Consider the following 26,516-nt stretch of genomic DNA (forward strand, 5'->3'; position numbering starts at 1 on the left):
GATCGCAGCCTTCGTGCCTCGGCAGCGACAACAAAAAACAAGGGCTTATTGCACCCGCCAACCCCCGCCCAGCGCCTTGTACAACGCAATGCTCGCCTGCAACCGAGCCAGGCGCAGTTGCACGTTTTGATCTTGCGCCTGATACAGCGTGCGCTGTGTTTCCAATACCGTCAGCAGCACTTCGGCCCCGGCCTGATAGCGGCTCTGGGCGATGTCGAACGCGTGTTGCGCCTGTTTAAGTTCTTCGTCTTGCCATTGCCGTTGCTGGTCCAGGCCGCTGGCGCTGTTGAGGGCTTTTTCAACGTCGGCAAACGCGCTGATGATGCTCCCTCGATAGGTCTGCAGCAGTTCTTGCTGGCGCGCCGTGGCTTTGTCGCGCTCGCCGCTGAGGCGGCCGTTGTTGAAGATCGGTGCCGCCAACCCCGCCGTGAGGGAGTAGAACGGGCTGCGCAACACGTCACTTAAACGGTCTGCGCCTGAACCCAGTGTCGCGCTCAAAGTCAGGCTGGGCAGCATGGCCGCTCGGGCCACGGTGATGTCGGCCGAGGCCGCCGCCAGCTTGGCTTCGGCGTTGGCTATGTCGGGTCGCTGACTCAGGAGTTCACTGGGCACTCCGCTGCCAATGCCCGGCCAGTGCAGTTGTGCGAACGTCGTGTCGCCCAGCGTGATATTTTGCACCGGCTCACCCAGCAGCACCGCGAGGGTGATGCGCGCTTCCTGGGCCTGTTGCGCCACGAGTGGCAGTTGCCGTTGCTGGGCGGCGACCAGGCTTTTTTGCTGTGCCAACTCCAGTGCCGTGGCAGAGCCCGCGTCATAACGGGTTTGCACCACGTGCAGCACGCGCTGTGCATTGGCCAGATTCAGCCGGGCAATGCGCAGTTGTTCGTCAAACGCCAACGTTTGCACGTACTGGGTGGCGACCCCGCTGAGCAAGGTCAGCTCAACCGTGGCCTGATCAAACTCGCTGGCCTTGAGGGCGTGTAACGCACTGTCGCGGGCCGCCGCTTTGCCGCCCCAAAAATCCACTTCGTAGCTGGCGGTCAGATTGGCGTCAAAGTAGTCCACCGCTTTGTTGTCGTCGGTGGCATCCAGTTGGCTGTAGCCCTTGCCGCGCAACAGTTTTTCGCGATTGGCGCTGCCGCCAAATTTCACTTCAGGCAGCAACGGGGCACCTGCGATCACTGCTGTGGCGTGGGCCTGCTGCACGCGGGCGACCGCTGCCGCCAGGTCGTAACTGCCGACGCGCGCCTGGGCGATCAGGCGATCCAGTGGCGGGCTGCCAAACTGGCTCCACCATTGCTGGCGGCTCAGTTGACTGGCCTGGGCGTGCGGCGATTGCCAGGCCGCAGGCGCCAGCACAGGGTTTTCGTCGCGTGGCGGGGTTTGGCTGCACGCGCCCAGCAACAGGCACGCGGTCAGCACGCTCAAAGACGGCTTCATCAATAGATCATTCACTGGTAAGGGCCGTGACCGGGTCGAGCCGGGCAGCTTTGCGGGCCGGCATAAAGCCGAAAATAACGCCAGTCACCAGCGCGCAACCAAAGGCGCCGAGGACCGCGACCATCGAGAACGCCACCGCCACGTCGCACAGCAGCAAGATGCCGCCAATGACGAAGGCCAGGGTGATGCCTGCCACGCCGCCGACCACCGAGAGCATCAGCGCTTCGGTCAAGAACTGGCGCAGGATGTCGCGCTGACGGGCGCCAGTGGCCATGCGAATGCCGATTTCGCGGGTGCGTTCGCGCACGGTCATCAGCATGATGTTCATCACCCCGATGCCACCCACCAGCAAGGAGATGGCCGCAATCGAGCCGAGCATCAATGACAGGGTGTTACGGGTCTTGGCTTCGGCCTGGATCATCGCCGCGTTGTTGGTGATTTCGAAATCGCGCTTGCCGTGATGCAGTTTGAGCATGAGCTGTTCGATGGCTTTTTCGGTTTGTTTGACTTTGCTCGCGTCGGCCGCGGCAATCACGACGTATTCCGGGTTGTGCGTCCCGAACAGGCGCACGCTGGCGGCGGAGTAGGGCACCACGATGCGCGTGTCACTGTCCGAATCGCCGGAGCTGGCGCCTTTTTCGGCCAGCACGCCGACGACGCGAAAGGGCACGTTCTCCAACAAAATGTATTGGCCAATCGGGTTGGGTACGTCCTTGAGGACTTTATCGCGCACTTTCTGCCCGATCACCGCCACGGCAGCGGCGGCGTCTTCATCGGCCTGGGTGAAGAAGCTGCCTTGCACCACCGGCCAGTTGAAAATCGCCGAGAAGTCGATGCCGTTGCCGCCGGTGTACATCGTGTGGTCGACGTTGCCGTAGCGCACACCGATTTCGGCGCCATTGATCGGCATGATCATCTTTACCTGCGGCAAGGTCGACAGAGCCGCCACGTCATTGAGGGTGATGATGCCCAGCGGCGCTCGCGGCCTGGGTGACATGCCGCTCAGGTAAATAATGTTGGAACCAAAGGCGCCCATCTCGGCCATGACCTGGCGTTTGCTGCCTTCGCCGACCGCCAGCATCACCACCACCGATGCCACACCGATGACGATCCCGAGCAAGGTCAGGGCTGTGCGAAAGCGGTTAATCCACATCACCCGCCAGGCCGCGTGCAGGGCGTCCACCAACTCGCCTTTCCAGGCGCCACGAGCCTCGCTGCCTTCGTTCAGACGCTGGCGCAAGTCAATCGCTTGCAAGGCTTTGGGCTTGTCGGTGGCGGGCGGCGGCGCGCCATTGGCGCTGTCACTGATGACCTCGCCGTCGCGCACTTCAATAGTTCGGTTGGCTCGCGCCGCAACCTCGCGGTCGTGGGTGATCAAAATCACCACATGGCCCTGACTCGCCAGTTCATCGAGCAGGGCCATGACTTCGGCACCGCTGTGGCTGTCGAGCGCGCCTGTGGGTTCGTCGGCGAGGATGATGTGCCCGCCGTTCATCAAGGCGCGGGCAATCGATACCCGCTGTTGCTGGCCGCCCGACAGTTGATGCGGGCGATTGGCCATGCGATCTGCCAGCCCCAGGCGCTTAAGCAGAGCCGCCGCGCGGGCGTGACGTTCGGCGGCTGGCAAGCCTGCGTAGATGGCCGGCATTTCGACGTTTTCCTGGGCCGAGGCCGAGGGGATCAAATGGTAGCCCTGGAACACAAAGCCGAAGGCTTCACGGCGCAGCCAGGCCAGTTCATCAGACCCCAGGTGCGCGACGTCTTCACCGGCAAACAGGTAGCGGCCCGAGGTCGGACGGTCGAGGCAGCCGAGGATGTTCATCAGGGTCGATTTGCCCGAGCCCGAGGCCCCGACAATGGCCACGAACTCGCCCGCGTGAATCGACAGGCTGACGCCTTTGAGCACATGAACTTCGGGCGAGTCGATGCCGCCGTAGACCTTGCGAATGCCTTGCAGGTCGATCAGGGGAGTGACCATTTAGCCTCCGTTTCCGGTGGCCGGGCCGATCAGCAGGTGATCGCCTTCGCTCAAGCCGTCGAGCACTTGCACCCGCAAGCGGTCACTGATGCCTGTGTGGATTTCGCGAGGCTCGATTTTTCCTTTTTGCGTCACCACGTGCGCCGTTTGCCGATCGCCTTCGGTACTGCCTTGCAGGGCCACAATCGGCGCCAGCAGCACGTCCTTGGCCTGATTGGCGACGAAAAACACTTGGGTGGTCATCTCTGGCATCAGCGCCTGATCGATGTTGTCGACATCCAGCAACACGGTGTACAGCACCACGCGCGCGCTGCCGCTTTTGCCCGAACTGGCCGGGCTACCGCCGCCCTGGCTGGCCTCATTGAGGGGTTTGGGCGGGACCGGCAAAATCTGCCGCACGGTGCTGTTCCAGTGTCGGTTGCCGCCGCTCAACGTGGTGAAGTACGCCTGCATGCCCGGTTTGACGTAACCAATGTCGGCTTCTGACACCTCAGCCCACACGGTCATCGGCGACAGTTTGGCGATGCGCAAAATCAGCGGTGTTTGCTGTTGCGCGTTGAGGGTTTGGCCTTCGCGGGCATCCAGCGCCACGACGGTGCCGGACATCGGCGCGTAGATACGCGTGTAGCCCAGTTGAGCCTCGTCACTGCGCAAGCTGGCCTGGGCCTGGCGGATTTGCGCCTGGAACATGTCAATACGGGCTTGGGTGGTGCGCACTTCGGCCAGCGCCGCCTGTATATCTTCGTCGCGGGTGGCGCCGCCTTGGGCGAGGTGTTGCTGGCGCAGGTATTTCTGTTTGGCCAGGTCGTGCAGAGCGCGCTGTTCTTGCAACTGGGCCTTGAGGTTTTCAATGGCATAGCGGCTGGCGTCGAGCTTGGCGGTCTGGGTTGACGGGTCAATCTCGACCAGCAATTGGCCTTCTTTGACCTCGTCACCGACCTCAACGTGGATCGTGTTGATTTGCCCTGAAGCCTGCGCGCCCACGTCGACATATTGCCGGGGTTGCAGTGTGCCCAGCGCGGTCACGCTGCTTTCAATGTCGCCACGGGTGACGGGCACCGTGTCATACGCTTCGCGGCCTGGCGTCAGAAAAGGCCAGGCCATCAACGCGGCAACGAGCAATAAACACAAGGTGATGAGGAGCGCACGGCGGGGCTGTCGAGGGCGTTTCATGCAGGGTTCCGGCCAATGGGGATCGGCCCGTCTTCGTAGCGCAGGGCCGATAAGAGCCTGAAGCGAACGCTGTCGACCATGCGACAGACACGGGGAGCTGTTGAGTTAACGAAGGTTAAGGGCAGGAATTTAGGCGGTTGTTTATAGGTATGTGACTGAATATTTCAGAGCTGTTTAAACGTTCGCACTTAAATCTATATGAGAATTACTATAAATTACGTCGGCGCAAGTGCCATCATCATGCCGCTACCTCACTCGGTCTGTTTCTGCGCTCATGGAATGTTGCCGCTGCTGCTGCGGCCAGGAGTCATGTTGGAAAACTACTATCGCGAACTGGTGAGCTTTTTGAGTGCCAGATTGGGCAATGCGCATGCGGCCGAAGATGTGGTGCATGACGCGTACGTGCGAGTGCTGGAGCGCGTAAGCGATGACCCGATCGAGCAACCGCGTGCATTTTTGTATCGCACGGCGCTCAATCTGGTGATCGACGGACATCGGCGCAGCGCCTTGCGTCAGGTTGAGCCGTTGGAGGTGCTAGACACCGAAGAGCGTTTTTTCAGCCCTTCACCCCAATTGCTGATGGACCGGCAGCAGCGTCTGGAAATGATCCAGCAAGCGCTGTCCGAATTACCGGCGGCGTGCCGTGAGAGTTTCTTGCTGCGCAAAATTGAAGGTTTGTCTCACCCTGAGATTGCCGAGCGCCTTGGGGTGTCTCGCAGCGTGGTTGAGAAGCACATTGTCAACGCCATGAAGCACTGCCGAATTCGTATTCGGCAGTGGGACAACGCCTAAATTTTATTTCCGTATTCTCGTTCCTACTCAACAGACGACCTGCTGATCTGCCACAGAACAGTCAGGCCACGGGTTTTTTTCCCTCTGTTGAGGGGCAATCCAGAGGACACTGGAAATGACACAGGCAATCGCTTCGGCCGTCGTTCATGATCTGATCGGCATCGGTTTTGGGCCTTCCAATCTGGCCCTGGCCATCGCCCTGGAAGAGCGCGGGCAAGTGCAAGGTCCCTTGGATGTGCTGTTTTTAGACAAGCAGGCGGACTATCGCTGGCACGGCAACACGCTGGTGACCCAGAGTGAATTGCAGATTTCCTTCCTCAAGGATCTGGTCACGCTGCGTAACCCCACCAGTCCTTATTCGTTCGTTAATTACCTCAAAGCCCACGGCCGTCTGGTTGACTTCATCAATCTGGGTACCTTCTATCCGTGCCGTATGGAGTTCAACGATTACCTGCGTTGGGTGGCGTCGCACTTTGAAGCGCAAAGCCGTTATGGCGAAGAAGTACTGGCCATCGAACCGGTACTGCACCAGCAGCAGGTCGAAGCGTTGCGGGTTATTTCTCGCGATGCTCTTGGGCAACATCACGTACGGACGACGCGTTCGGTGGTGGTCAGCGCAGGCGGTACGCCACGTATTCCGACAGCGTTCAAGTCACTCAAAGATGACAGCCGGGTGTTCCATCACTCGCAGTACCTGGCGCGCATGGCCGAACAGCCGTGCGTGAGTGGTCAGCCGATGCGCATCGCGATCATTGGCGGCGGCCAGAGCGCCGCGGAAGCGTTTATCGATTTGAACGACAGCTACCCGTCGGCCCACGTGGATTTGATCTTGCGCGGTTCGGCGCTTAAGCCTGCAGATGACAGCCCGTTCGTCAACGAAGTGTTTTCGCCGCAGTTCACGGATCTGGTGTATCAGCAAAACAGCGCCGAGCGCGAGCGTTTGATCAACGAGTATCAGAGCACCAACTATTCGGTGGTGGACATTGACCTGATTGAACGCATCTACGGGATTTTCTATCGTCAGAAAGTATCGGGTGTTGCGCGCCATGTGTTCCGCAGTCTGACCGGTATTGAAAACGCGGTGGCAGACGGGCAGGGCATTAAGTTGGCTTTGCGTGATACCGCGAGCGGCGAGTTGAGCGAGCAGCATTACGACGCCGTGATTCTGGCCACTGGCTACGAACGTCAGATGCACCGCCACTTGCTGGCGCCGTTGGCTGACTACCTGGGCGATTTTGAGGTCGATCGTGATTACCGAATCGTGACCGACACGCGCTGCAAGGCCGGGATTTATATGCAGGGCTTTTGTCAGGCGAGCCATGGTTTGAGCGACACCTTGTTGTCGGTTTTGCCGATTCGAGCCGAGGAAATTTCAGCCTCGCTGTATGCCCATGACAAACAGCACAAGCAAAACAGCGTAGCGGTCGAGCGGTTGCTGGCGACGGCTATCTAACGGTCGAGCAGCGCGAGGCTACGTCCGATTGCGTAGCCTCGCGCAGCCCGACAACGACGATGGCGCGCGCAGCGGCTACAAACTGAACCCTTCCTGAAGACAAATCTGATTCATGAAACGGAAGCTTTCCTACGGTTTACTCTCCTAAATGCCGGGAGTAAGCTGCCGACGTTTTCATCAATAGCGGAGACCCTCAGTGGGTGCGAGTTCGAGTGACAGTAGTCGGCCGGTTTTGAAGACCGGTACATTCTCGGCAAGCTAACGCGCAGATTCCCCTGTCGTTGCTTGCTGAACAGAGCGAGCAGCGGCGTCTAGATCGGGTCAATAGTGAGCCCGAGTCTGAAACCCTCTCATCGACACTGAAACATGTGCGACCGACGCCTATGGCGGTGCGGTTTGTCACCTGTCGTACGCGCGTGCCCCATGGCACGAGGCGCACGCTCGGCTGCGCCTTCTTCAGGGCTCCGTTGACCGTCAGGGGAAGCCTCATGCGCCACACTTTTACGCCGATTCGTCGCCGCCAACACCGTCCCGCGTTGCCCGGGTGTGTGTACGCCAATTATTGACGGCGGGCTTGCGGCCCGCTCCCCGAGATCAAAACTATGAATGACGGTTCGAGATTAAGGCCGCCTGCGTAGTCACTCTGAACGGAGTGAGCGCAGGCGGCGCAGGAGTAGCACCATGAAACTCACTCTGAAAGAATTCTTCGCAGGCTTCCTGCGTACTCGCCACATTGGACGGCACTTTCGCCGTCTGGCTTTGCTCGACAGCCTGACCAACACCACGGTCAGCCGTGAAGTGCCGCCAACCCTGGCGCAAACCCTGGTGACGGCGGCCAACGCTGAAAGCGCGGCGCTGATCGACAACCTAGGCACTCACACCGATGGCCTGAGCGAAGCCGAAGCCGCTGCGCTGCGCCTGCAGCATGGCCTCAACGAGGTTGAACACGAGCAGCCACTCAGCCGCTGGGTGCACCTGTGGCATTGCTACAAAAACCCCTTCAACTTGTTGCTGACGCTGCTCGCCGCGGTTTCGCTGGCCACCGATGACATTCAAGCGGGCGTGGTGATCAGCACCATGGTGGTGCTGTCGACCTTGCTGCGTTTCTGGCAAGAGGCCAAGTCCAACAAGGCGGCAGACGCGCTTAAGGCGATGGTGAGCAACACCGCCACGGTGATGCGCCGTGATTTCAGTGCTGAAACCTCGCCGATGTTTGGCCGGTTCTCTGGCGCGGCCCAGCAAATCAAGGGCGCACAGCGCATTGAGCTACCGATCAAACAGTTGGTGCCGGGCGACCTGATTGTGCTGTCGGCGGGTGACATGATCCCGGCAGATTGCCGCGTGCTGAGCGCCAAGGACTTGTTTGTCAGCCAGGCGGCCATGACCGGCGAGTCGATGCCGGTCGAGAAGTTTGCCCGTCAGTCAGACAGCCAGACCAGCAACCCGCTGGAACTGGACAATATTGTGTTCATGGGCACCAATGTGGTGTCCGGAGCGGCAACGGCGGTGGTGCTGACCACCGGCAATAACACCTACTTTGGGGCGCTGGCCCAGCGCGTCGGGGCGACCGATCGTGGCCCGACGTCGTTTCAGACCGGGGTTAACAAAGTCAGCTGGTTGCTGATCCGTTTTATGTTTGTGATGGCGCCGCTGGTGTTGTTCATCAACGGTTTCACCAAGGGCGACTGGACTGAGGCCTTGCTGTTTGCGCTGTCTGTTGCTGTCGGCCTGACCCCTGAAATGCTGCCGATGATCGTGACGTCGACCCTGGCCAAAGGCGCAGTCTTTCTGTCGCGTAAAAAAGTCATCGTCAAACGGTTGGACGCGATCCAGAACTTCGGCGCGATGGACGTGCTGTGCACGGATAAAACCGGGACCTTGACCCAGGACAAAATCTTTCTGGCCCGCAACGTGGATGTCTGGGGGCAAGAGTCTGACGACGTGCTGGAAATGGCCTACCTCAACAGCTACTACCAGACCGGGCTGAAAAACCTGCTGGACGTGGCAGTGCTGGAGCACGTTGAAGTCCATCGCGAATTGAACGTGGGCACCGCGTTCAACAAAGTGGATGAAATTCCGTTCGACTTCACGCGTCGCCGCATGTCGGTGGTGGTGGCCGAGCAAGACCAGCCACACGTGTTGATCTGCAAAGGTGCGGTCGAAGAAGTGCTGTCGGTGTGCAAAAACGTGCGCCATGGTGAGTTGGAAGAAGCCCTGAGTGACTCATTGCTGGCGCGTATTCGCCAAGTCACGGCGGCCTTTAACGAAGAGGGTTTGCGGGTGGTGGCCGTTGCCGCGCGCTCAATGGCGCCCGGGCGTGACACCTATAGCCTGGCGGACGAGCAAGAACTGACGCTGATCGGCTATGTTGCGTTTTTGGACCCGCCTAAAGAAAGCACCGCACCTGCACTCAGAGCGTTGGCGGAACACGGCGTGGCCGTAAAAGTGCTGACCGGTGATAACGAACTGGTGACTGCGAAGATTTGCCGCGAAGTGGGCCTGGAGCAGCAAGGCTTGCTGATGGGCAATGACATTGAGCGCATGACCGATGCCCAACTGGCCGTGGCGGTGGAAACCACCAACGTGTTTGCCAAACTCACGCCGTCGCACAAAGAACGCATCGTTCGCCTGCTTAAGGCAAATGGCCATGTGGTGGGTTTTATGGGTGACGGGATCAACGACGCCCCGGCGCTGCGCACCGCTGACATCGGGATTTCGGTGGACAGTGCGGTGGACATTGCCAAGGAAGCAGCGGACATCATTCTGCTGGAAAAAAGCCTGATGGTGCTGGAGGAGGGCGTGCTGGAAGGGCGCCGCACTTTTGCCAATATGCTCAAGTACATCAAGATGACCGCCAGTTCGAACTTCGGCAACGTGTTCTCAGTGCTGGTTGCCAGTGCGTTCATCCCGTTTCTGCCCATGTTGCCGATGCACCTGCTGGTGCAAAATCTGCTGTACGACGTGTCTCAAATCGCCATTCCGTTTGATAACGTCGATGACGAAATGCTGAAAAAACCACAGCGCTGGCAACCCGCGGATGTCGGACGTTTCATGCTGTTCTTCGGGCCGATCAGCTCGGTCTTCGACATTCTGACCTTTTGCCTGATGTGGTACGTGTTCAAGGCCAATAGCCCTGAGCATCAGACCCTGTTCCAGTCGGGCTGGTTTGTGGTGGGGTTGCTGACGCAAACCTTGATCGTGCACATGATCCGGACCCCGAAAATTCCGTTTCTGCAAAGCCGTGCGGCGATGCCGCTGATGGTGATGACCGGGGTGATCATGGCTGTGGGTATTTTCCTGCCGATGGGCCCGTTGGCCGGCTACTTTAAATTGCAGGCATTACCGGGGCTGTACTTCGTTTTCTTGCCTGTCATCTTGCTGGCGTACATGGTGCTGACCCAAGCAGTGAAGGGTTACTACATTCGCAAGTTTGGCTGGCAGTAAGTCACTTTTCAGGCGTTGCTGCAGGCTGCGATCGTTCAATGATCAACAGATCGCAACCTGCGGTACAGGCCTAATGGGGTGACAGGGGGGGCTGCATGCAAGCAACCAGCACTCTCTGTGGTTCAGGCTTTTTGGAGCCCAGATGCGACTGAGTCGTCAGTCTTGAGCGGTCACGCATCTATTTGAGAAATTTCCTACAAGTTATGTAGCAAATCCCCTTCTCGTAAGTTGCATCCGAATGGTGACTATTCGCGGCTTGATTTAAATCAGGTGTCAGCATGCAACGTTTAGAGGGTGCATTGAGTGCAATAAAAGTTTGTGGGAAATATCCTATACTTTTCTCATCACTCATTAAGATGTTTTTTGTGGATCGTTTGCCATTAAATATATTCATTCGGATATGTTTGTGTCGAGCGCGTCCTGTTACTGAGGCTTTTGGCTGGAGGTCACATGCATAGGGTATTGATTGCGGATGATCATTCTTTAATTCGTTTGGCTGTGCGAATGCTCCTGGAAAGCCTGGGGCACACCGTCGTGGCAGAAGCGACTAATGGAATTGATACGGTGCAATTGGCGCGCCAGCATGCGGTGGACCTGATCGTGCTGGATATCACCATGCCGGGGCTGGATGGCCTGGATGTGATTGGCCGGATCAAGGCGTCAGGGTTGGCGTGCCAGATTCTGGTGCTCACCTCTCAATCGGCGCTTTTTTACTCACAGCGTTGCATGAAGGCCGGGGCGGCCGGGTTTATCACTAAAAGTCAGGACCTCAGTGAGTTGGGGAGGGCGGTCAAATTGATCAAGGACGGTTATACGTTCTTCCCTAATCTAGCGATCAGTTCAGTTCGCAGTGGTGACGCAACATTGACGGATCCGGAAATGATTGAGCGTTTATCCGCACGCGAGTTAAGTATTTTGCAACAACTTGCCCGAGGCTTGAGCAATAATAAAATTGCTGAGGATATGAACTTAAGCACCAAAACCGTCAGTACGTATAAAACGCGTTTAAAAGAAAAGTTGAATATTGGTTCTGTTGTGTATTTGGCAGACTTTGCCAAGCGCAATGGCTTGATTTAAATGAAGTTCCTTGTGCTGCAAGGACTTTTAATCACGTTGTTTGTTCTTGGCTTGCCATGCGCTGTTGCAGAGCCCGCGACCCCCACATTGCAGTTGTTGGGCCGCTCGAATGTTGAGGCCTATAACGTAGTGCTTGAGGCGCCAGACTGGCAGTGGCTCAAGCAACACGGCACCTTGCGCCTGGGGGTTTCCGCTCCCGATTACGCCCCCTTTGACATGACCGCCAATGGCCAGGACTTTGAAGGGCTGACCGCGGATTACGCGCAACTGCTGTCAGAGTTATTGCACGTCAATATCGAGGTTAAGCGCTACGGCTCAAGGCCGCTGGCGATGGACGCGCTCAAAAGTGGCGAACTGGACCTGTTGAGCAGCGCCAATGGCTTTGAGGCGCAAGACCGCAAGTTGGTGCTGACCCAGCCTTACGCCGACGACTCCCCAACGCTGGTGACCCGCAGTGGTAGTCAACAGGCACTGCCCGCCGACCTGGCGGGCAAGCGGCTGGCCATGCTTGATCACTATTTACCGCCGCAAAAGGTCAAGGCGTTTTACCCCAAGGCCCTGTTGCAGTTATACCCCTCGACCTTGAGTGCCATCGGCGCTGTGGCGTTTGGCCAGGCCGATGCTTACCTGGGTGACTTCATCAGTGCCAATTACCTGATCAACAAGAACTACCTGAATAACGTGCAATTGGCCGACTTTTCACGCATAGACGTCAGCCCGTTTTCGTTTGCGCTGGCGCGTGATAACACGCGCTTGCTGCGCATCATCAATAGCGCGCTGGCCGTGATTCCGGCCAGCGAGCGAATGACCATTGTGCGGCGCTGGAGTTCGGAGGGGGCGCAGGTGGATAGCCATGCGCGGCTGACGCTGACCTCCAATGAGCAGCGCTGGCTGAATGAGCATCCGCGTGTGCGGGTGGCGATCAATGATCAATACCTGCCGTTGTCGTTTATCGACGAACACGGGGCGTTTAAAGGCGTGAGTGCAGACGTGCTGTTCAATATCGGGGTTCGCACCGGTATCGAGTTCGAGTCGGTGAAAGGCGACTCGGTCGAAGACTTGATTCGCCTGGTCAGCACCGGCAAAGCCGATGTGATCGGTGCATTTACCCCCAGCGCGTATCGCGAAGGTCTGTTGAGTTTTACCCGGCCTTATCTGACGACCCCTTTTGTACTGGTTACCCGCATCGAGCCCGGCAGCCCTGGCACATTGGATGAGATGGCCGGCCAGCGGCTGGTTCTGGTACGGGGCAATGTGTTGCGCGAATTTGTGTTGCACCGCTATCCGGGCATTCAACTGCTTGAAGCGGATAACGCGGCAGACGCCATGAGCATGGTCGCGCAGGGTAAGGCGGATGGCGCCATCAATGCGTTGATCAGTGCGCGCTACATGATCTCGCGGCGTTTTAATGAGCAGTTGCACATCACCAGCACCGTCGGCACCCAGCCCGCGCAGATTGGTTTTGCTACCGCGCGTGATGCTCCTGAGTTGCATGCGATTCTGGATAAAGCCTTACTCAGTATTACTCCGGAAGAAATGAGTGTGCTGACCAATCGCTGGCGCGATGACAGCCGTGAAGGTGAAAGTTACTGGCTGCGCAATCGGGCAGCGATTATTCAAGGCTTTTCCATCGCGGCCGCCTTGCTGCTGGTCGCACTGGGCTGGATTGCCTACTTGCGCAGGACCATAGCCAAGCGCCAGCAACTGTTGGAGCAGGTGCAAATCGCCAAGCAAAGTGCCGATGAGGCGAATCGTGCGAAAACCACTTTTCTGGCGACCATGAGCCATGAAATTCGCACCCCCATGAATGCGGTGATTGGCATGCTCGAACTGGCCATGAAAAAGGCCGACACGGGGGTGATGGACCGTTTTGCAATTGAAGTGGCCTCGGGAGCCGCCCGCGAATTGCTGGATTTGATTGGCGATATTCTGGACATCGCGCGTATCGAGTCAGGGCACCTGTCATTGAGCCCAAAACGCGCCAATGTGCAGGCGCTGATAGAAGCGGTCATACGCATGTTTGATGGTCTGGCGCGGCAGAAGCGCTTGAGCCTGGTGTATGAACGGAACGCATCTGGGTTGGATGTCGATGTGTTGATCGACCCGATGCGCTTCAAACAGATCGTTTCCAACGTATTGAGCAATGCCATCAAGTTCACTGATGCGGGTGAGATCCGCCTAACGTTGAGCGTACGGGCCCAGCCTGATGAGCAGCAGGTGTTGATTGAGGTTCGGGTACAAGACACCGGCACAGGCATTTCTGATCAGGACCAACGTCGATTGTTCAGTCCGTTTGTTCAGGCCAGTAACAACACGCAGTCGGCGCGCAGCGGCTCAGGCCTGGGGTTGGTCATTTGCCGTGCGCTTTGCGAAATGATGGGGGGCACGATTCGTCTGAGCAGCGATTTGGGCAAGGGGACTCTCGTAAACGTCATACTCGTGGTGCCGCGTCTTGAACCCCTCGTTGAGCCTGCTGTTCCCGAGACAGAGACGTGGACCTCTCCGCGGTCGTTGAACATTTTGGTAGTGGATGATTACCCGGCCAACCGGATGCTCTTGTCTCAACAGTTGAGTTACCTGGGGCATCGTGTGACGGATGCTGAAAATGGCGCACAAGGCCTTGCTGCGTGGCGCGTTGGCGGCTTTGAAGTGATCATTACTGATTGCAACATGCCGGTCATGAACGGCTATGATTTGGCTCGTGAGGTGCGGCGCGAAGAGCGGGAAAGAGGGCTTGAGCCCTGCCTTGTGTTTGGTTTTACGGCCAATGCACAGCCTGAAGAAGTTGAACGTTGCCGAGAGGCGGGGATGGATCAGTGCCTGTTCAAGCCCATCAGCCTGAAGGATTTGAATGTTTGCCTGACGTCTGGCGTGCTCAGCGCGCAGCCGGAGGCGGATGCCGATCAGCCCTCGGTGGATGAGGATGAGATCAATCTGACCTACCTCAAGCAACTGGCCCAAGGCGATGACACACAGCTTCACGGCTTACTGGCCGAGTTGGCACTCAGTAACAGCCAGGATCTTGTGCGACTGGTGGCGTTTTTTGTTAAAGATGATTATCGCGGGTTGGCTGAATTGGCACATGGGATCAAAGGCGGGGCGGGGTTGGTCAAGGCCAGCGCGTTGATTGCGTGTTGCGAACAATTGGAAGCGGCGTGCGTTCAGGCCGACCCGCGACTGATTACCACCTGTGTAGACGCTTTGCATAGCAGCATGGAGCATCTTGGCGAGGCTTTGGAACGTTATGCAGTTGCCCATGAAACGCGTTGAGCGGCAGGTAACCGATGGCTTGAAATATGCGTGAGCACACGCATTTAAGTGTCAGTACGAGCTGTTCCATTTGAAAGTTCTCACAAAAAACTTTTGACGATGGTTCACCACTATGCCGACTAAATCCTTACGAATACTGATCGCCGACGCTGATAGAAAACAGGCGCTAAACGTAGAAATAGCGCTTAACCGAGCAGGGTATTTCCGAGTGGCGCCTTTGCACCGTCTTGAAGAACTGACGGGGTTGGGTGACGCGCAAGCTGGTGAGTTTGATTTGCTGTTGATCAGCCAGGCAATGGCGGGTGGCGCGTCTGTCGATGCGCACGAGTACCACAGGGACAATGCGCAGTTTCGCCATATCCGGATCTATCGGGATGCTGATGTGCTGGTGACTCAAATTGATCAGTTGATGCAAAGCATTGACCCTTTGAGCCACACCTGAGGCGAACACTTGTCTGTGCCACCTCGAGCAGGCTAAGTTGTTACAAACGGATAACAATGGCTTGAGTCGTCGAGGAATACGCGCAATGTCACACGTTGTAATCGTGCAAGCAGACTATACAAACCCGGTTCATGCCCAAGCACTGAGGGATATTTTGAACCACTACGCCAAAGACCCGATGGGTGGCGGTGAAGCGTTATCCCCACAGGTGCTAGAGCAACTGCCTGGCGAGTTGGCCAAGCGTGCGCATGCATTCAGCGTGCTGGCTTTTGTGGATGACAAGGCCGCTGGCTTGGTCAACTGTTTTGAAGGCTTTTCGACGTTTGCTGGCCAGCCTCTGGTCAATGTGCATGACGTTTCAGTGGTCGATACCTATCGCGGCCTGGGCTTGAGCCAGAGAATGCTGGAGAAGGTTGAAGCCATTGCCCGCGAGCGCGGCTGCTGCAAGATCACCCTCGAAGTGCTTGAAGGCAACTCGGTGGCTCAATGTGCTTATCGCAAGTTCGGATTCAGCGAGGGTCAACTCGATCCGGCTCACGGGCGCATGCTGTTCTGGAACAAGTACCTGTAGCCGGCAGCCTGCCGGACCCTGTAGGAGCGAGCTTGCCTCGCGATCTTTTAAAAGATCAAAAGATCGCGAGGCAAGCTCGCTCCTACAGTTGGCCGTGTTTGGCGTTAACAGCAGTGTTTTTACTGTGTGACCACGTTTTGCGGTGCCGCAGGTTTAGGTTTGAGCAGGCTGAAGTCGATCAAAGCTTTTTGCGGGCGCGAGTAGGGATCGCCGATCAATTGCGGGCGTGCCACAAATTGGTCGCTGACCAGGCTCTTCTTGTCATCCAACTCGTTAGCACTCAGCCCGGCCAGGTCTGCCCAGGTGTGGATGAGCTGTGAGCTGCTGTAAGGACGCCCCAGGTCGCTGGCGAAATTCCAGGCATGGCTTTCACGCCATTTGGGTGAGGCCCAGGCCATAAACGGAATGGTGTACATCGGCGCTGTCGGCTTGGCTTCGTTGCGGCCGAGTGTGTCGTGGCCGGCAGAGTCGAACACGTCTTCACCATGGTCGGACAAGTACAGCAGAAAGCCGTTAGGGTCGGTTTTGGCGAAGTCCTTGATCAGGCTCGATACCACGAAATCGTTGTACAGCACGGCATTGTCATAGCTGTTGTAGGTGGGTACCTGGTCGTCGCTCAGCCCGGCCGGAGCTCCGGTACGGTCCTTGAACTTGTCGAAAGTCGGCGGGTAACGGTACTGGTAGCTCATGTGGGTGCCGAGCAGGTGAATCACGATCAATTTGCGTGGCGCGCTGTCAGCCAGAATTTTATTGAACGGCTCCAGCACGTCGCCGTCGTACTGGCGGGCGTTCTGGTTGCGGTTGTTGTTGAGGTAGACCTGCTGGTCTGCCTGCTCGGAGAACGTGGTGAGCATGGTGTTGCGTTTGGTCATGGTTTGCTGGTTGGTGACCCAGAAGGTTTTGTAACCCGCTTGTTTCATCACGCTGACCAGCGATGGCGTACTGAGGTACAGATCCGGGTGTTCTTCGTCAGCAAACGTCAGCACTTGCTGCAAGGCTTCGATGGTATATGGGCGTGGTGTGACAACGTTGTCAAAGATCGCCAGTTGGTCGCGCAACTTGTCGAGGTTAGGTGTGGTTTCACGCGAGTAGCCATACAGGCTCATGCGCTGACGGTTGGTGGATTCACCGATAACCAGCACCAGGGTGGTGGGCTTGCCAGCTTCTTCATCTTTGAGGTTAGTCAGGGGTGGAATTTTGCTGGCGCTGGCGAGCATGCCTTGCATGCTGTCCAACTGTTGCAGATAGCGACGGTACGCGACCACCATCTGCCACGGCACTGCGGGCTCAACCCGGCTTTCAAAGCTTTCAAGGGCTGAGGCAAACGTGTCGTGTTTAAGGGTTTGTTTAATCAGCGGGTAGCCGACCACGGCGATCAAAATCGCCATTGCTGCGGCCCAGGCCTGAGCGCGGGGCAGGTACACCGGGCGCAGGCGGGTCCAGAGGAAGACGGCGAAAGCAGTATGGGCAAGGAACGCCAGCACCATCCACCAGGCAAAGTATTGAGTCATGTACTCGCCGGCCTCAGAGGGGTTCGACTCGAACATGATGAAGATGACGCTTTGCGAGAACTCTTGCTGGTAGATGAAGAAGTAGCCAAGGCTGGCCATGGAGCAGGCCCACAGCACGACGCCAATCACTGCCGCCATGATTCGGGTGCGGGCCGGAAACAGCAGCATCGGTGCCAGCCAGAGGGCGCTCATGACAAACGCTTGGCGAAAACCTGAAAAGCCGGAGGTGCCGGTGAGCTGTATCAGCAACTGGGTGATGCCGGAAAAGTACCAGAAGAACAGAAAAAGCCAGCCGAAACCTGCCCAGTCGAAACCCTTCGCAGACGTGCTACTGCGTTTAAACAACCCCATACCGCTCTCCAACGACAACAACTTGAATGGTTGAGCCGTCGTACCCGGCGCAACACGTGAGGGCTACCTGAAAATAAAGCAGCCACAAAGTGTTTAATTGTCACAGTTGTGTTGTGAAAACTTTGTCGGAGGGGCGTAAGGGGCGATTTGCAGAGCGTGTCACTCAGATGAATGTGTACTTTTTTGCAGTCTGAGGGCTCTCGTCCGTCTGCTGAGCGTATTCAGTCGGGAATCTGTCCTGCTGCTTGTGCGAAACTATGCGCCATGCGCTAGGACTAATCCTGAGCCGAGCACCTTAAGCACTGCTGAACTAAGGTGCTGTACACCTATTTATTTGTCGTTGGGAGCAACAGTACATGCAGTTGGGAATTATTGGATTGGGCCGTATGGGCGGTAACATCGCACGGCGTCTGATGCTCAATGGGCATACAACCGTGGTTTTTGACCGCAATACCGACTTTGTCAGTGCTCTGGAACAGGACGGCGCCACGGGCGTTGCCGACTTGCCTGCGCTGGTTGCTGGCCTGGCCAAGCCCCGCGCTGTGTGGGTCATGCTGCCATCTGGCGCGCCGACCGAAGACACTATCGACACCCTGAGCCAACTGCTCGACGCCGATGACATCATCATTGATGGCGGCAACACCTTCTATAAAGACGATATTCGCCGTTCCAAAGCGCTGGCTGAGAAAGGCATTCGTTATGTCGACGTCGGCACTTCGGGCGGCGTTTGGGGCCTGGAACGTGGCTACTGCATGATGATCGGCGGTGACACCGAGGTGGTTAAACACCTGGACCCGCTGTTCGCTGCGTTGGCACCGGGCCTGGGTAATATTCCTCGCACCAAAGATCGTGTGTCTGATGATGATCGCGCAGAGCGCGGCTACATCCACGCAGGTCCGGCGGGCGCGGGGCATTTCGTCAAGATGGTGCACAACGGTATTGAGTACGGCTTGATGCAGGCGTATGCCGAAGGCTTCAACCTGATGAAGATGAAAGGCGGTGAGAACCTGCCTGAAGAACAACGTTTTGACTTAAATCTGGGCGATATTGCTGAAGTGTGGCGTCGTGGCAGCGTGGTCTCGTCCTGGTTGCTGGATCTGACTGCTGATGCACTGGCCACTGATGCACCGCTGGACGGTTACTCGGGCGCGGTGGCAGACAGCGGTGAAGGCCGTTGGACCATCGAAGCTGCCATGGAGCAATCGACCCCGGTACCTGTTTTGTCAAATGCCTTGTTTGCCCGCTACAGCTCACGCCAGCAAAGCCTCTATGGCGACAAATTGTTGTCGGCCATGCGCTTTGGTTTTGGCGGCCACGTGGAGACGCCTAAAAAATGACCGAACTGTCCAGCAAATCCAACGTTAAACCTGCGCCCCCGACCACACTGTTTTTGTTCGGGGCTCATGGTGATCTGGTAAAGCGCTTGTTAATGCCGGCGCTGTACAACTTGAGTCGGGACGGTTTGCTGGACGATGGTTTGCGTATTGTGGGCGTTGACCACAATGCGATCAGTGATGAGGGCTTTGCTAAAAAACTGGAGGACTTCATTCGCACGGAGGCCGCCAGCAAAGTCGATCGTCCTGATGGTCAAGGCTTGAACGCCGATTTATGGGCCCGCTTGGCCAAGAACATCAGTTATGTGCAGGGCGACTTTCTCGACGACAGCACCTATGCGGCGCTGGAGCAGAAGATTTTCGCCAGTGGCTCTGGCAACGCGGTGTTCTACCTGGCAACTGCCCCGCGCTTTTTCAGCGAAGTGGTGCAGCGGCTGGGGGCGAGCGGGTTGCTTAAAGAAACCCCGGATGCGTTTCGCCGGGTGGTTATTGAAAAACCTTTTGGCTCAGACGTCGAAACCGCGCACGCGTTGAACGCATGCCTGTTGAGCGTCATGAGCGAGAAGCAGATCTACCGGATTGACCATTATCTGGGCAAGGAAACCGTGCAGAACATTCTGGTTAGCCGGTTCTCCAACGGGTTGTTCGAATCGTTCTGGAACAATCATTACATTGACCATGTACAGATCACGGCGGCAGAAACCGTCGGGGTCGAGACCCGTGGCAGCTTTTACGAAAACACCGGCGCCTTGCGCGACATGTTGCCCAATCACCTGTTTCAGCTATTGGCGATGGTGGCGATGGAGCCGCCAGCCGCTTTTGGCGCCGACGCGGTGCGTGGCGAGAAAGCCAAGGTAATTGGCGCGATTCGCCCATGGTCGCTGGAAGATGCACACAAAAACTCGGTCCGTGGCCAGTACACGGCGGGCGAGTCAGGCGGTAAACCTGTTGCCGGTTATCGCGAAGAGAACAATGTGGCCGCTGACAGCACGACCGAGACCTTTGTGGCGCTCAAGGTGATGATCGACAACTGGCGTTGGGTCGGCGTGCCGTTTTACCTGCGCACCGGCAAGCGCATGAGTGCGCGTGACACTGAAATCGCTATTTGCTTCAAGCCAGCGCCTTATGCGCAATTTCGCGACACAGAAGTGGAGCGGTTGAAACCCAACTATCTGCGTATCCAGATTCAGCCCAACGAAGGTATGTGGTTTGACTTACAGGCCAAACGTCCGGGGCCGGGTTTACACATGGCCAATATCGAGCTGGGATTTGCCTACAAGGACTTCTTCGAAATGCAGCCCTCAACGGGCTACGAAACGCTGATTTATGACTGCCTGACGGGCGATCAAACCTTGTTTCAGCGGGCCGATAACATCGAAAACGGCTGGCGCGGCGTGCAGCCTTTCCTGGATGCGTGGCGCGAGCGGGCGGATGTTCATCCCTATAAGGCCGGAGAGGATGGGCCTGAAGCTGCAAAAGACCTGCTGGCTCGCGATGGTCGCGTGTGGCTGAACATAGGATAAATACGGTGAAGCACGACGCAATTGAATTGGTCCTGTGTGACATGGATGGCACCTTGCTGAAGCCTGATCACAGCATCAGCCCTCGCAATTTGGCCGCGGTGAAGGCGTTGCAGGCCGCTGGTGTACATTTCACCTTGGCCACTGGCCGTCCACCCAAAGGCATGCGCGATCAGGTCAAGCAGTTGGGGATTGAACTGCCAACAGCGGCTTTTAATGGCGGGGTGCTGATGAATGCCAACGGCACTTGCTTGCAATCGCACCGCTTGCCGCTTGAGGCGGTGCATACAACCCTGAAATTGCTGGCGCCCCACGAAGAGGTCGAAGTCTGGGTATTTGCCGACGATGAGTGGTTATTACGTGACCCGCATCGGCCGATGGTGGCTCGGGAGCAGAATTCATTGGGTTACGCCCCGCGCGTCGTGCAGGACTTTGAGCCGTTTAGTCGTCGCGTCGACAAGATTGTGGCGACCTGCAGCAATGTATCGTTGCTGGCTGGGCTTGAACTCCAGTTGCAGGACGCATTGAAAGGCCTGGCGTCGGCCAGTCGCTCGCAAGCCCATTATCTGGATGTGACGGCCCCTCAGGCGAACAAGGGTGATGCACTGGTCACGTTGGCGGGCCATTTAAGGGTGCCGCTGGAGCGCACGATGGTCATCGGTGATGGCGGCAATGATCTCGCGATGTTCCAACGTGCAGGGATTTCGGTGGCAATGGGTCAGGCTAGCGATGAGGTTCGCCAGCAGGCAATGCAGGTCACTGGCAGCAATGTCGATGACGGAGTTGCACAAGCCATTGAGCGTTACGTCCTGCAACCTTTAAGGGGATTTTGACAGGTCATTTTGTCCGGGGTTTGGCGTTATCGCGGCCTGCTTGTGGCGCCGGGTGCTTGTTATAGTCGGCGGCTCATTGATCGCTAGCAGCGCCCTCTAAAGGATTCAGGTTATGTCCGACTACCAGGCTTTTAAGGTTGAGTTAAACGACAGCATCGCCCACGTGATCATCAATCGACCTGAAAAGGTCAATGCAATGAATGCGGCGTTCTGGACTGAGATCATCGAGATTTTTCAGTGGATCGACGAAACCGATGCTGTGCGGGTGGTGGTCATCAGCGGCGCCGGCAAGCACTTTTCGGCAGGCATTGACCTGATGTTGCTGGCCTCGGTGGCCAATGAACTGGGCAAGGATGTCGGACGGAACGCACGCCTGCTGCGGCGCAAAATCCTGCAAATGCAGGCCTCGTTCAATGCTGTTGATCAGTGCCGCAAGCCCGTTTTGGCCGCTGTCCAGGGTTACTGCATAGGCGGTGCCATTGATTTGATTGCAGCCTGCGACATGCGCTATGCCGCCGAGGATGCGCAGTTTTCAATCAAGGAAATCGATATGGGCATGGCCGCGGATGTCGGCACGTTGCAACGTTTGCCGCGCATTATGGGTGATGGCATGCTTCGCGAGCTGGCGTATACCGGGCGCATGGTTGCCGCCGAAGAAGCGCGCAGCATTGGTTTGGTCAACCGGGTCTACAGTGATCATGAGCGATTGCTGGAAGGGGTCATGGCCATTGCACGTGAAATTGCCAGCAAATCGCCAATTGCTATTGGCGGAACTAAACAGATGATCAGCTACATGCGCGATCATCGCGTAGACGATGGCCTTGAATATGTTGCTACCTGGAACGCGGCCATGCTGCAATCTACCGACTTGCGCTTGGCTGTGGCGGCGCACATGAGCAAACAAAAGCCTGAATTTCAGGATTGACGCGGTCGCCGCGTCGCACTTCAACTTGACCTGGGATGTTGTGATGACTTCGCGTTGGACGACGGCAGTACTGGATACCGATCTTGCTGGTGGCTTGGCAGTGGTTCGCGGCTCGGAGGGGTTTTTAGTCGATGACAATGGCCCGCTGTTTGCTCGTGAATGGCTAAAGCGTCAGGAATTGTCGGTACTCGCCGAGCACGGCATTGGTCATCTGGACGGCGAGCCGGTGTACCTGCTGGAGTTGGAGGGCACTGCTCAGGTTGAGGGTTGTCATTGGCAGGGGTTGCGGGCGTTCATGCTGCAAGGCGATCACACCTTGTACAAGGTGCTGGGCTACGCTGCGCAAATTGGCACATGGGCACGCGAGCATCGTTTCTGTGGCAGTTGCGGGCGGGCAATGACGCAGGTGCCGAGGGAGCGCGCGATGTACTGCGCGCCCTGCGACTTGCGCAGTTATCCGCGTATTTCACCGAGCATGATTGTGTTGATTACCCGAGGCGACGAAGTCTTGCTGGCACGCTCGCCACGTTTTGTGCCTGGTGTTTACAGCACGCTGGCGGGCTTCGCAGAGCCAGGTGAGTCGGCCGAAGACTGCCTGATTCGTGAAGTGCACGAAGAAGTGCAAGTGGCAGTCAAAAATATTCAGTACGTCGGCAGCCAATGCTGGCCGTTCCCGCACTCCATGATGCTGGGCTTTCATGCGGAATATGCGGGGGGCGAGATCGTGCCTCAGGCCGATGAGATTGAAGATGCGCAGTGGTTCAGCATTCATAACCTGCCGCCGTTGCCAGCATCGCGCTCGATTGCGCGCTATCTCATCGACCTGTACGTGGCGCGGCGCTTAGGCCATGCCGAACCAGTGTTGCCAGGCTAGGCGTACTGTCAGCCCCAATACCACGGTGATAAATACCGGGCGAATGAATTTGGCCCCGCCGCTGATTGCGCTGCGGGCGCCAAAGAATGCGCCGATCATGACCGCAAAACCCATGGTCAAGCCGATGATCCAGTCCACGTGCCCCGAGAAGATAAAGACGGACAGTGCCGCGATGTTGCTGACGAAGTTCATGCTGCGGGCCACGCCACTGGCCTTCACCAGGTCGATGGGGTAAAGCAGCATGCTGCTCACGGTCCAGAACGCACCGGTTCCGGGGCCTGCGACACCATCATAGAAGCCCAGGCCAACACCTTGTGGCAACTGCCATTTCTTCTTGATGGGCGCGTTATTGTCGATCGGGGTTTTCGGGGTGCCACCAAACAGCAAGTACAAGCCGCACCCGAAAACGATCACGGGCAACATTTTGTTGAGCCATTCAGCGGGCATGTAGTGCGCAGTAACGGCACCGATCAGCCCGCCTGCCAAGGTGCCAAAAATGGCCAGTTTCCATTCCCGGGGATGAAACAGCTTGCGCCTGTAGAAGGTGAAGCTGGCGGTGGCTGCGCCAAAGGTTGAGCTGAGTTTGTTGGTGCCCAGTACCAGGTGCGGTGGCAAGCCAGCGGTCAGCAGGGCAGGGGTGGTAAGCAAACCGCCACCGCCGGCAATGGCATCGATAAAACCGGCGACAAATGCAACGGCGGCCAGAATGGCTAGAGTGGTCAAATCTACGCTGAGTTCAAAAGGCATGGGATCGGCTTAGTTCGGCAGGACGTTCAGCGCAAATGCGCACAAGGACGTCATCTTACCTATAACGGCGTGCAGCGGCGACGATAACGCGGCTGTTGTCGACCGTCACAAGGCCGCTGCTGCTTTGACTAAATCGATTGTCGCAAATAGGGCGAGGCGGTTTCTGTTTCGGCTCGACGTGTATTGACTGACAGCGCTCCGAGTTTAATCAAGCGTGTACGCGTGACATTTCGGCTCAGGCCAAGCAGTTTGGCGGTGTGTACCTGGTTGTGATGGCAAAACTCGTAGGCCGCTCTTAAAAGGCTGTCTTCGACTGTTTCATGCAGCGCACCCGGCTCCTCTTCGAAAAGTTTTCGAAACGCACGTTGCAGCAAATCCTGAGTGCTGTCTTGCGAGGGGGTGTGTGAGTGCGCCGGTGCGTCCTGACGTCTGATGCGTGACTGCGACAGGCGCAGGTCTTGCACGGTGATGGTCTGATTGCGGCACAGCAGCAGGCTGTGATGCACGACGTTTTCCAGTTCGCGGATGTTTCCCTGCCATGGGTGTTGCTTGAGCACTTCTTCTGCGCAGGCGCTCAGTGCCGTTGGCCCGTGTTGCAGGCGTTGGCGATAGGTGTGAAGAAAGTGTCTGGCCAACGGCAGGATGTCTCCTGGTCGCTCGCGCAAGGGACGTAGCACAAGGCTGACAACATTCAGCCGGTAATACAGGTCTTCTCGAAAGTGCCCGGCCTCAATGGCTTGCTCAAGGTTTACGTTGGTCGCGGCCAATACGCGAACATTGATCGGTGTACTTTTGCGTGAGCCCAGCCTCACGACTTCTTGTTCTTGCAGAACGCGCAGCAGTTTCACTTGAATAGGCAGCGGTAAATCGCCGATTTCATCCAGAAACAGCGTGCCGCCATCCGCCTCTTCAAACCAGCCGGCCTTGGCTGCTAATGCACCTGTGAAGGCGCCTTTCTCATGACCGAACAATTCGGCTTCGACCAGCGACTCGGCAAACGCTCCGCAGTTAACGGCCACGAAAGGTTGCTGATGACGGTGGCTGAGTTGGTGGATATGTCGAGCAACTAACTCCTTGCCGGTGCCCGTTTCGCCAATGATTAAAACGCTGGCGTCACTGGGCGCTATTTGTTGCAGGTGTGACAGCAACTCCTTGGACACAGGATCTTCAAACACTTGGGCCGTGGCCCTGATGGAGGTCGCGAGTGCCGGAGTGGCCGGTAAGGTTAAAAGCTGCAATCGACAGCTCCTTTTTATCGGGGGCTCTGCCCACAAAAGGAAAGCCGAAGATGACTTTATAAGGGGATTTAGTTATTCCGTAAACTAACGTAATTCCATATTTATATATCCTTATGGCATATCAGACTTGCGCAAGACCTTACTTTTAGCGCTTCATAAGGCTATGGATCAGCGGTTGGCCGAATTTGGGAACACTCCTACGTCTTTTCTTGATATCGCCCCTTTCGTCAGTCTGATCAATCGGTTATTTCTAATCGCCACCTTTTCATGTGGCTTCACTTTTCTGCTATCAAGCAATGCCTGATTCCGGAACGCGCTCAGTGGGTTTGCACAATGAACAAACGACCTCTTTATTTCGATTACGCCGCTACCACGCCTGTGGACGATCGCGTCATTCAGGTGATGGTCGATTGCCTGGGGTTTGAAGGTAATTTTGGTAACCCGGCTTCTGGCTCTCATGTGTTTGGTCAGCAGGCCAGGCATTCGGTAGAGCTGGCGCGTGAGCAGGTTGCGCAGTTGATCAATGCCCGTGCGGAGCAAATTATCTGGACCTCGGGGGCTACCGAGTCCAATAACCTGGCGTTGAAAGGCGTTGCTCAAGTCAGTCGCGAATCACGTGGGCACATCATCACCAGTCAAATCGAGCACAAAGCGGTGCTGGATACCGCGTATTTTCTGCAGCAATCAGGCTTTGATGTGACGTATCTGGCTCCGGATAAGGACGGGCTTGTGAGTGCTGAAAAAGTCAGCGCTGCCCTGCGCCAGGACACGCTGCTGGTCTCGCTGATGCTGGTCAACAATGAGCTGGGGACGGTGAATGACATCCCAGGGATTGGCCGCGTGGTGCGCGAGCACGGCGCATTGTTTCATGTGGATGCGGCACAGGGTGCGGGTAAGGTCGCCATCGATCTGGCGGAGTGGGCGGTAGACCTGATGTCATTCTCGGGGCACAAGATTTACGGGCCCAAAGGGATTGGTGCTTTGTATGTAGGACCGCGGGCACAGGATCGTTTGCAGGCGCAGATTCATGGTGGCGGACATGAGTCTGGTTTGCGTTCCGGTACTTTGGCGACTCACCAGATTGCAGGCATGGGTGCTGCTTTTGCCATTGCCAGTCAGTCATTTGCTCAGGAGTTGGCGCACATTCAGGGGCTGCGCCAGCGTTTGCTTGAGCTGTTGGCTGATGTACCGGGGTTGCAGTGCAATGGTTGTCCGACACAACGAATTCCTCATACCTTGAGCCTGACGTTCACCAAGGGGCATTTCAACAGTTCGGCGTTGAGCGCGGTTCTTGCATACTCGGCCACTTCTGCGTGCAATTCTGCGAGCAAGGCGCCGTCGCATGTGTTGCTGGCAGTAGGGCATGATGCCGACAAGGCGGGTCGAACCATCCGCCTGAGTCTTGGGCGTTTTACCCGCGAGGAGGATATGGATGTTGCGGTAAGTGCTATCAAGGCCGCAGTCGCCGCGCCTGCACCTTTTTGGGCAGTTGCCCAGTCTTGATGGGTGATCCATTATCCGTCACGAAGAATCACTAACCGTG

At 57.1% G+C, this 26,516-nt stretch carries 19 protein-coding genes; 13 read left to right on the top strand and 6 right to left on the bottom strand.

Annotated elements, in window-relative coordinates; translation table 11 throughout:
• Positions 1–45 precede the first annotated feature (45 nt).
• The 3 genes from RHM56_RS07560 to RHM56_RS07570 are packed head-to-tail and all read right to left on the bottom strand — an operon-like array spanning position 46 to position 4,591.
• On the bottom strand, positions 46–1,440 hold the full coding sequence (locus tag RHM56_RS07560; protein ID WP_322240092.1) for an efflux transporter outer membrane subunit: 1,395 nt from the start codon (positions 1,438–1,440) through the stop codon (positions 46–48).
• A 7-nt stretch (positions 1,441–1,447) separates the two neighbouring features.
• Positions 1,448–3,418: a MacB family efflux pump subunit gene (locus RHM56_RS07565; protein WP_322240094.1), complete on the bottom strand. Its 1,971-nt coding sequence runs from the start codon at positions 3,416–3,418 to the stop codon at positions 1,448–1,450.
• The gene (locus RHM56_RS07570; RefSeq protein ID WP_322240096.1) at positions 3,419–4,591 is read right to left on the bottom strand and encodes an efflux RND transporter periplasmic adaptor subunit; all 1,173 of its coding nucleotides are present in this window, start codon (positions 4,589–4,591) and stop codon (positions 3,419–3,421) included. It abuts the gene before it with no gap.
• 309 nt (positions 4,592–4,900) lie between these two features.
• Between RHM56_RS07570 and RHM56_RS07575 the strand changes: the two genes are divergently transcribed.
• From RHM56_RS07575 to RHM56_RS07605, 7 genes are all read left to right on the top strand, one after another.
• A complete protein-coding gene (locus tag RHM56_RS07575; protein ID WP_322240098.1) occupies positions 4,901–5,383 on the top strand; it encodes a sigma-70 family RNA polymerase sigma factor in 483 nt (160 codons plus the stop codon).
• A gap of 115 nt (positions 5,384–5,498) precedes the next feature.
• Positions 5,499–6,836 (top strand): lysine N(6)-hydroxylase/L-ornithine N(5)-oxygenase family protein, encoded by a 1,338-nt coding sequence (locus RHM56_RS07580; protein ID WP_322240100.1) that lies wholly within the window; start codon positions 5,499–5,501, stop codon positions 6,834–6,836.
• Between the two features lie 681 nt (positions 6,837–7,517).
• Complete coding sequence (mgtA, locus tag RHM56_RS07585) at positions 7,518–10,280, top strand: magnesium-translocating P-type ATPase (protein WP_322240102.1); 2,763 nt, start codon at positions 7,518–7,520, stop codon at positions 10,278–10,280.
• A gap of 450 nt (positions 10,281–10,730) precedes the next feature.
• Positions 10,731–11,357, top strand: coding sequence for a response regulator transcription factor (locus tag RHM56_RS07590; RefSeq protein ID WP_322240104.1), 627 nt, complete (start codon positions 10,731–10,733; stop codon positions 11,355–11,357).
• Positions 11,358–14,627: a transporter substrate-binding domain-containing protein gene (locus RHM56_RS07595; RefSeq protein WP_322240106.1), complete on the top strand. Its 3,270-nt coding sequence runs from the start codon at positions 11,358–11,360 to the stop codon at positions 14,625–14,627.
• A 112-nt stretch (positions 14,628–14,739) separates the two neighbouring features.
• The gene (locus tag RHM56_RS07600; RefSeq protein WP_322240108.1) at positions 14,740–15,069 is read left to right on the top strand and encodes a hypothetical protein; all 330 of its coding nucleotides are present in this window, start codon (positions 14,740–14,742) and stop codon (positions 15,067–15,069) included.
• Between the two features lie 85 nt (positions 15,070–15,154).
• Positions 15,155–15,640 carry a GNAT family N-acetyltransferase gene (locus RHM56_RS07605; RefSeq protein ID WP_322240110.1) on the top strand — a complete coding sequence of 162 codons (486 nt, stop codon included), beginning with the start codon at positions 15,155–15,157 and terminating at the stop codon, positions 15,638–15,640.
• A 119-nt stretch (positions 15,641–15,759) separates the two neighbouring features.
• Here the strand turns inward: RHM56_RS07605 and RHM56_RS07610 are convergent, their stop codons facing one another.
• Complete coding sequence (locus tag RHM56_RS07610) at positions 15,760–17,502, bottom strand: phosphoethanolamine transferase CptA (protein WP_322240112.1); 1,743 nt, start codon at positions 17,500–17,502, stop codon at positions 15,760–15,762.
• Positions 17,503–17,858: 356 nt separating this feature from the next.
• On the opposite strand from RHM56_RS07610, the gene gnd reads away from it, so the two are divergent.
• The 5 genes from gnd to nudC all read left to right on the top strand — a co-directional run bounded on the left by gnd (position 17,859) and on the right by nudC (position 22,988).
• Positions 17,859–18,839, top strand: a complete 981-nt coding sequence (gene gnd, locus RHM56_RS07615; RefSeq protein WP_322240114.1) for a phosphogluconate dehydrogenase (NAD(+)-dependent, decarboxylating) — start codon at positions 17,859–17,861, stop codon at positions 18,837–18,839.
• A complete protein-coding gene (zwf, locus tag RHM56_RS07620) occupies positions 18,836–20,359 on the top strand; it encodes a glucose-6-phosphate dehydrogenase (protein WP_322240117.1) in 1,524 nt (507 codons plus the stop codon). The genes gnd and zwf overlap by 4 nt, the downstream gene beginning before the upstream one ends.
• Entirely contained in the window at positions 20,356–21,189 is an 834-nt protein-coding gene (locus RHM56_RS07625; protein ID WP_416194906.1) for an HAD family hydrolase, read from the top strand. Before zwf ends, RHM56_RS07625 begins: the two co-directional genes overlap by 4 nt.
• 112 nt (positions 21,190–21,301) lie before the next feature.
• Complete coding sequence (locus RHM56_RS07630) at positions 21,302–22,114, top strand: crotonase/enoyl-CoA hydratase family protein (protein ID WP_322240121.1); 813 nt, start codon at positions 21,302–21,304, stop codon at positions 22,112–22,114.
• Positions 22,115–22,157: 43 nt separating this feature from the next.
• A complete protein-coding gene (gene nudC, locus RHM56_RS07635; protein WP_322240123.1) occupies positions 22,158–22,988 on the top strand; it encodes an NAD(+) diphosphatase in 831 nt (276 codons plus the stop codon).
• Here nudC and RHM56_RS07640 read toward each other — a convergent pair.
• A complete protein-coding gene (locus tag RHM56_RS07640; protein WP_322240125.1) occupies positions 22,956–23,735 on the bottom strand; it encodes a TSUP family transporter in 780 nt (259 codons plus the stop codon). The two genes, nudC and RHM56_RS07640, sit on opposite strands and share 33 nt — an antisense overlap.
• Positions 23,736–23,863: 128 nt before the next feature.
• The gene (locus RHM56_RS07645; protein ID WP_322240127.1) at positions 23,864–24,973 is read right to left on the bottom strand and encodes a sigma-54 dependent transcriptional regulator; all 1,110 of its coding nucleotides are present in this window, start codon (positions 24,971–24,973) and stop codon (positions 23,864–23,866) included.
• A gap of 333 nt (positions 24,974–25,306) precedes the next feature.
• On the opposite strand from RHM56_RS07645, the gene RHM56_RS07650 reads away from it, so the two are divergent.
• Entirely contained in the window at positions 25,307–26,476 is a 1,170-nt protein-coding gene (locus RHM56_RS07650) for a cysteine desulfurase family protein (RefSeq protein ID WP_322240129.1), read from the top strand.
• Positions 26,477–26,516: the final 40 nt, after the last annotated feature.

The organism is Pseudomonas sp. CCC3.1, from assembly GCF_034347405.1.
Lineage (GTDB): Bacteria > Pseudomonadota > Gammaproteobacteria > Pseudomonadales > Pseudomonadaceae > Aquipseudomonas.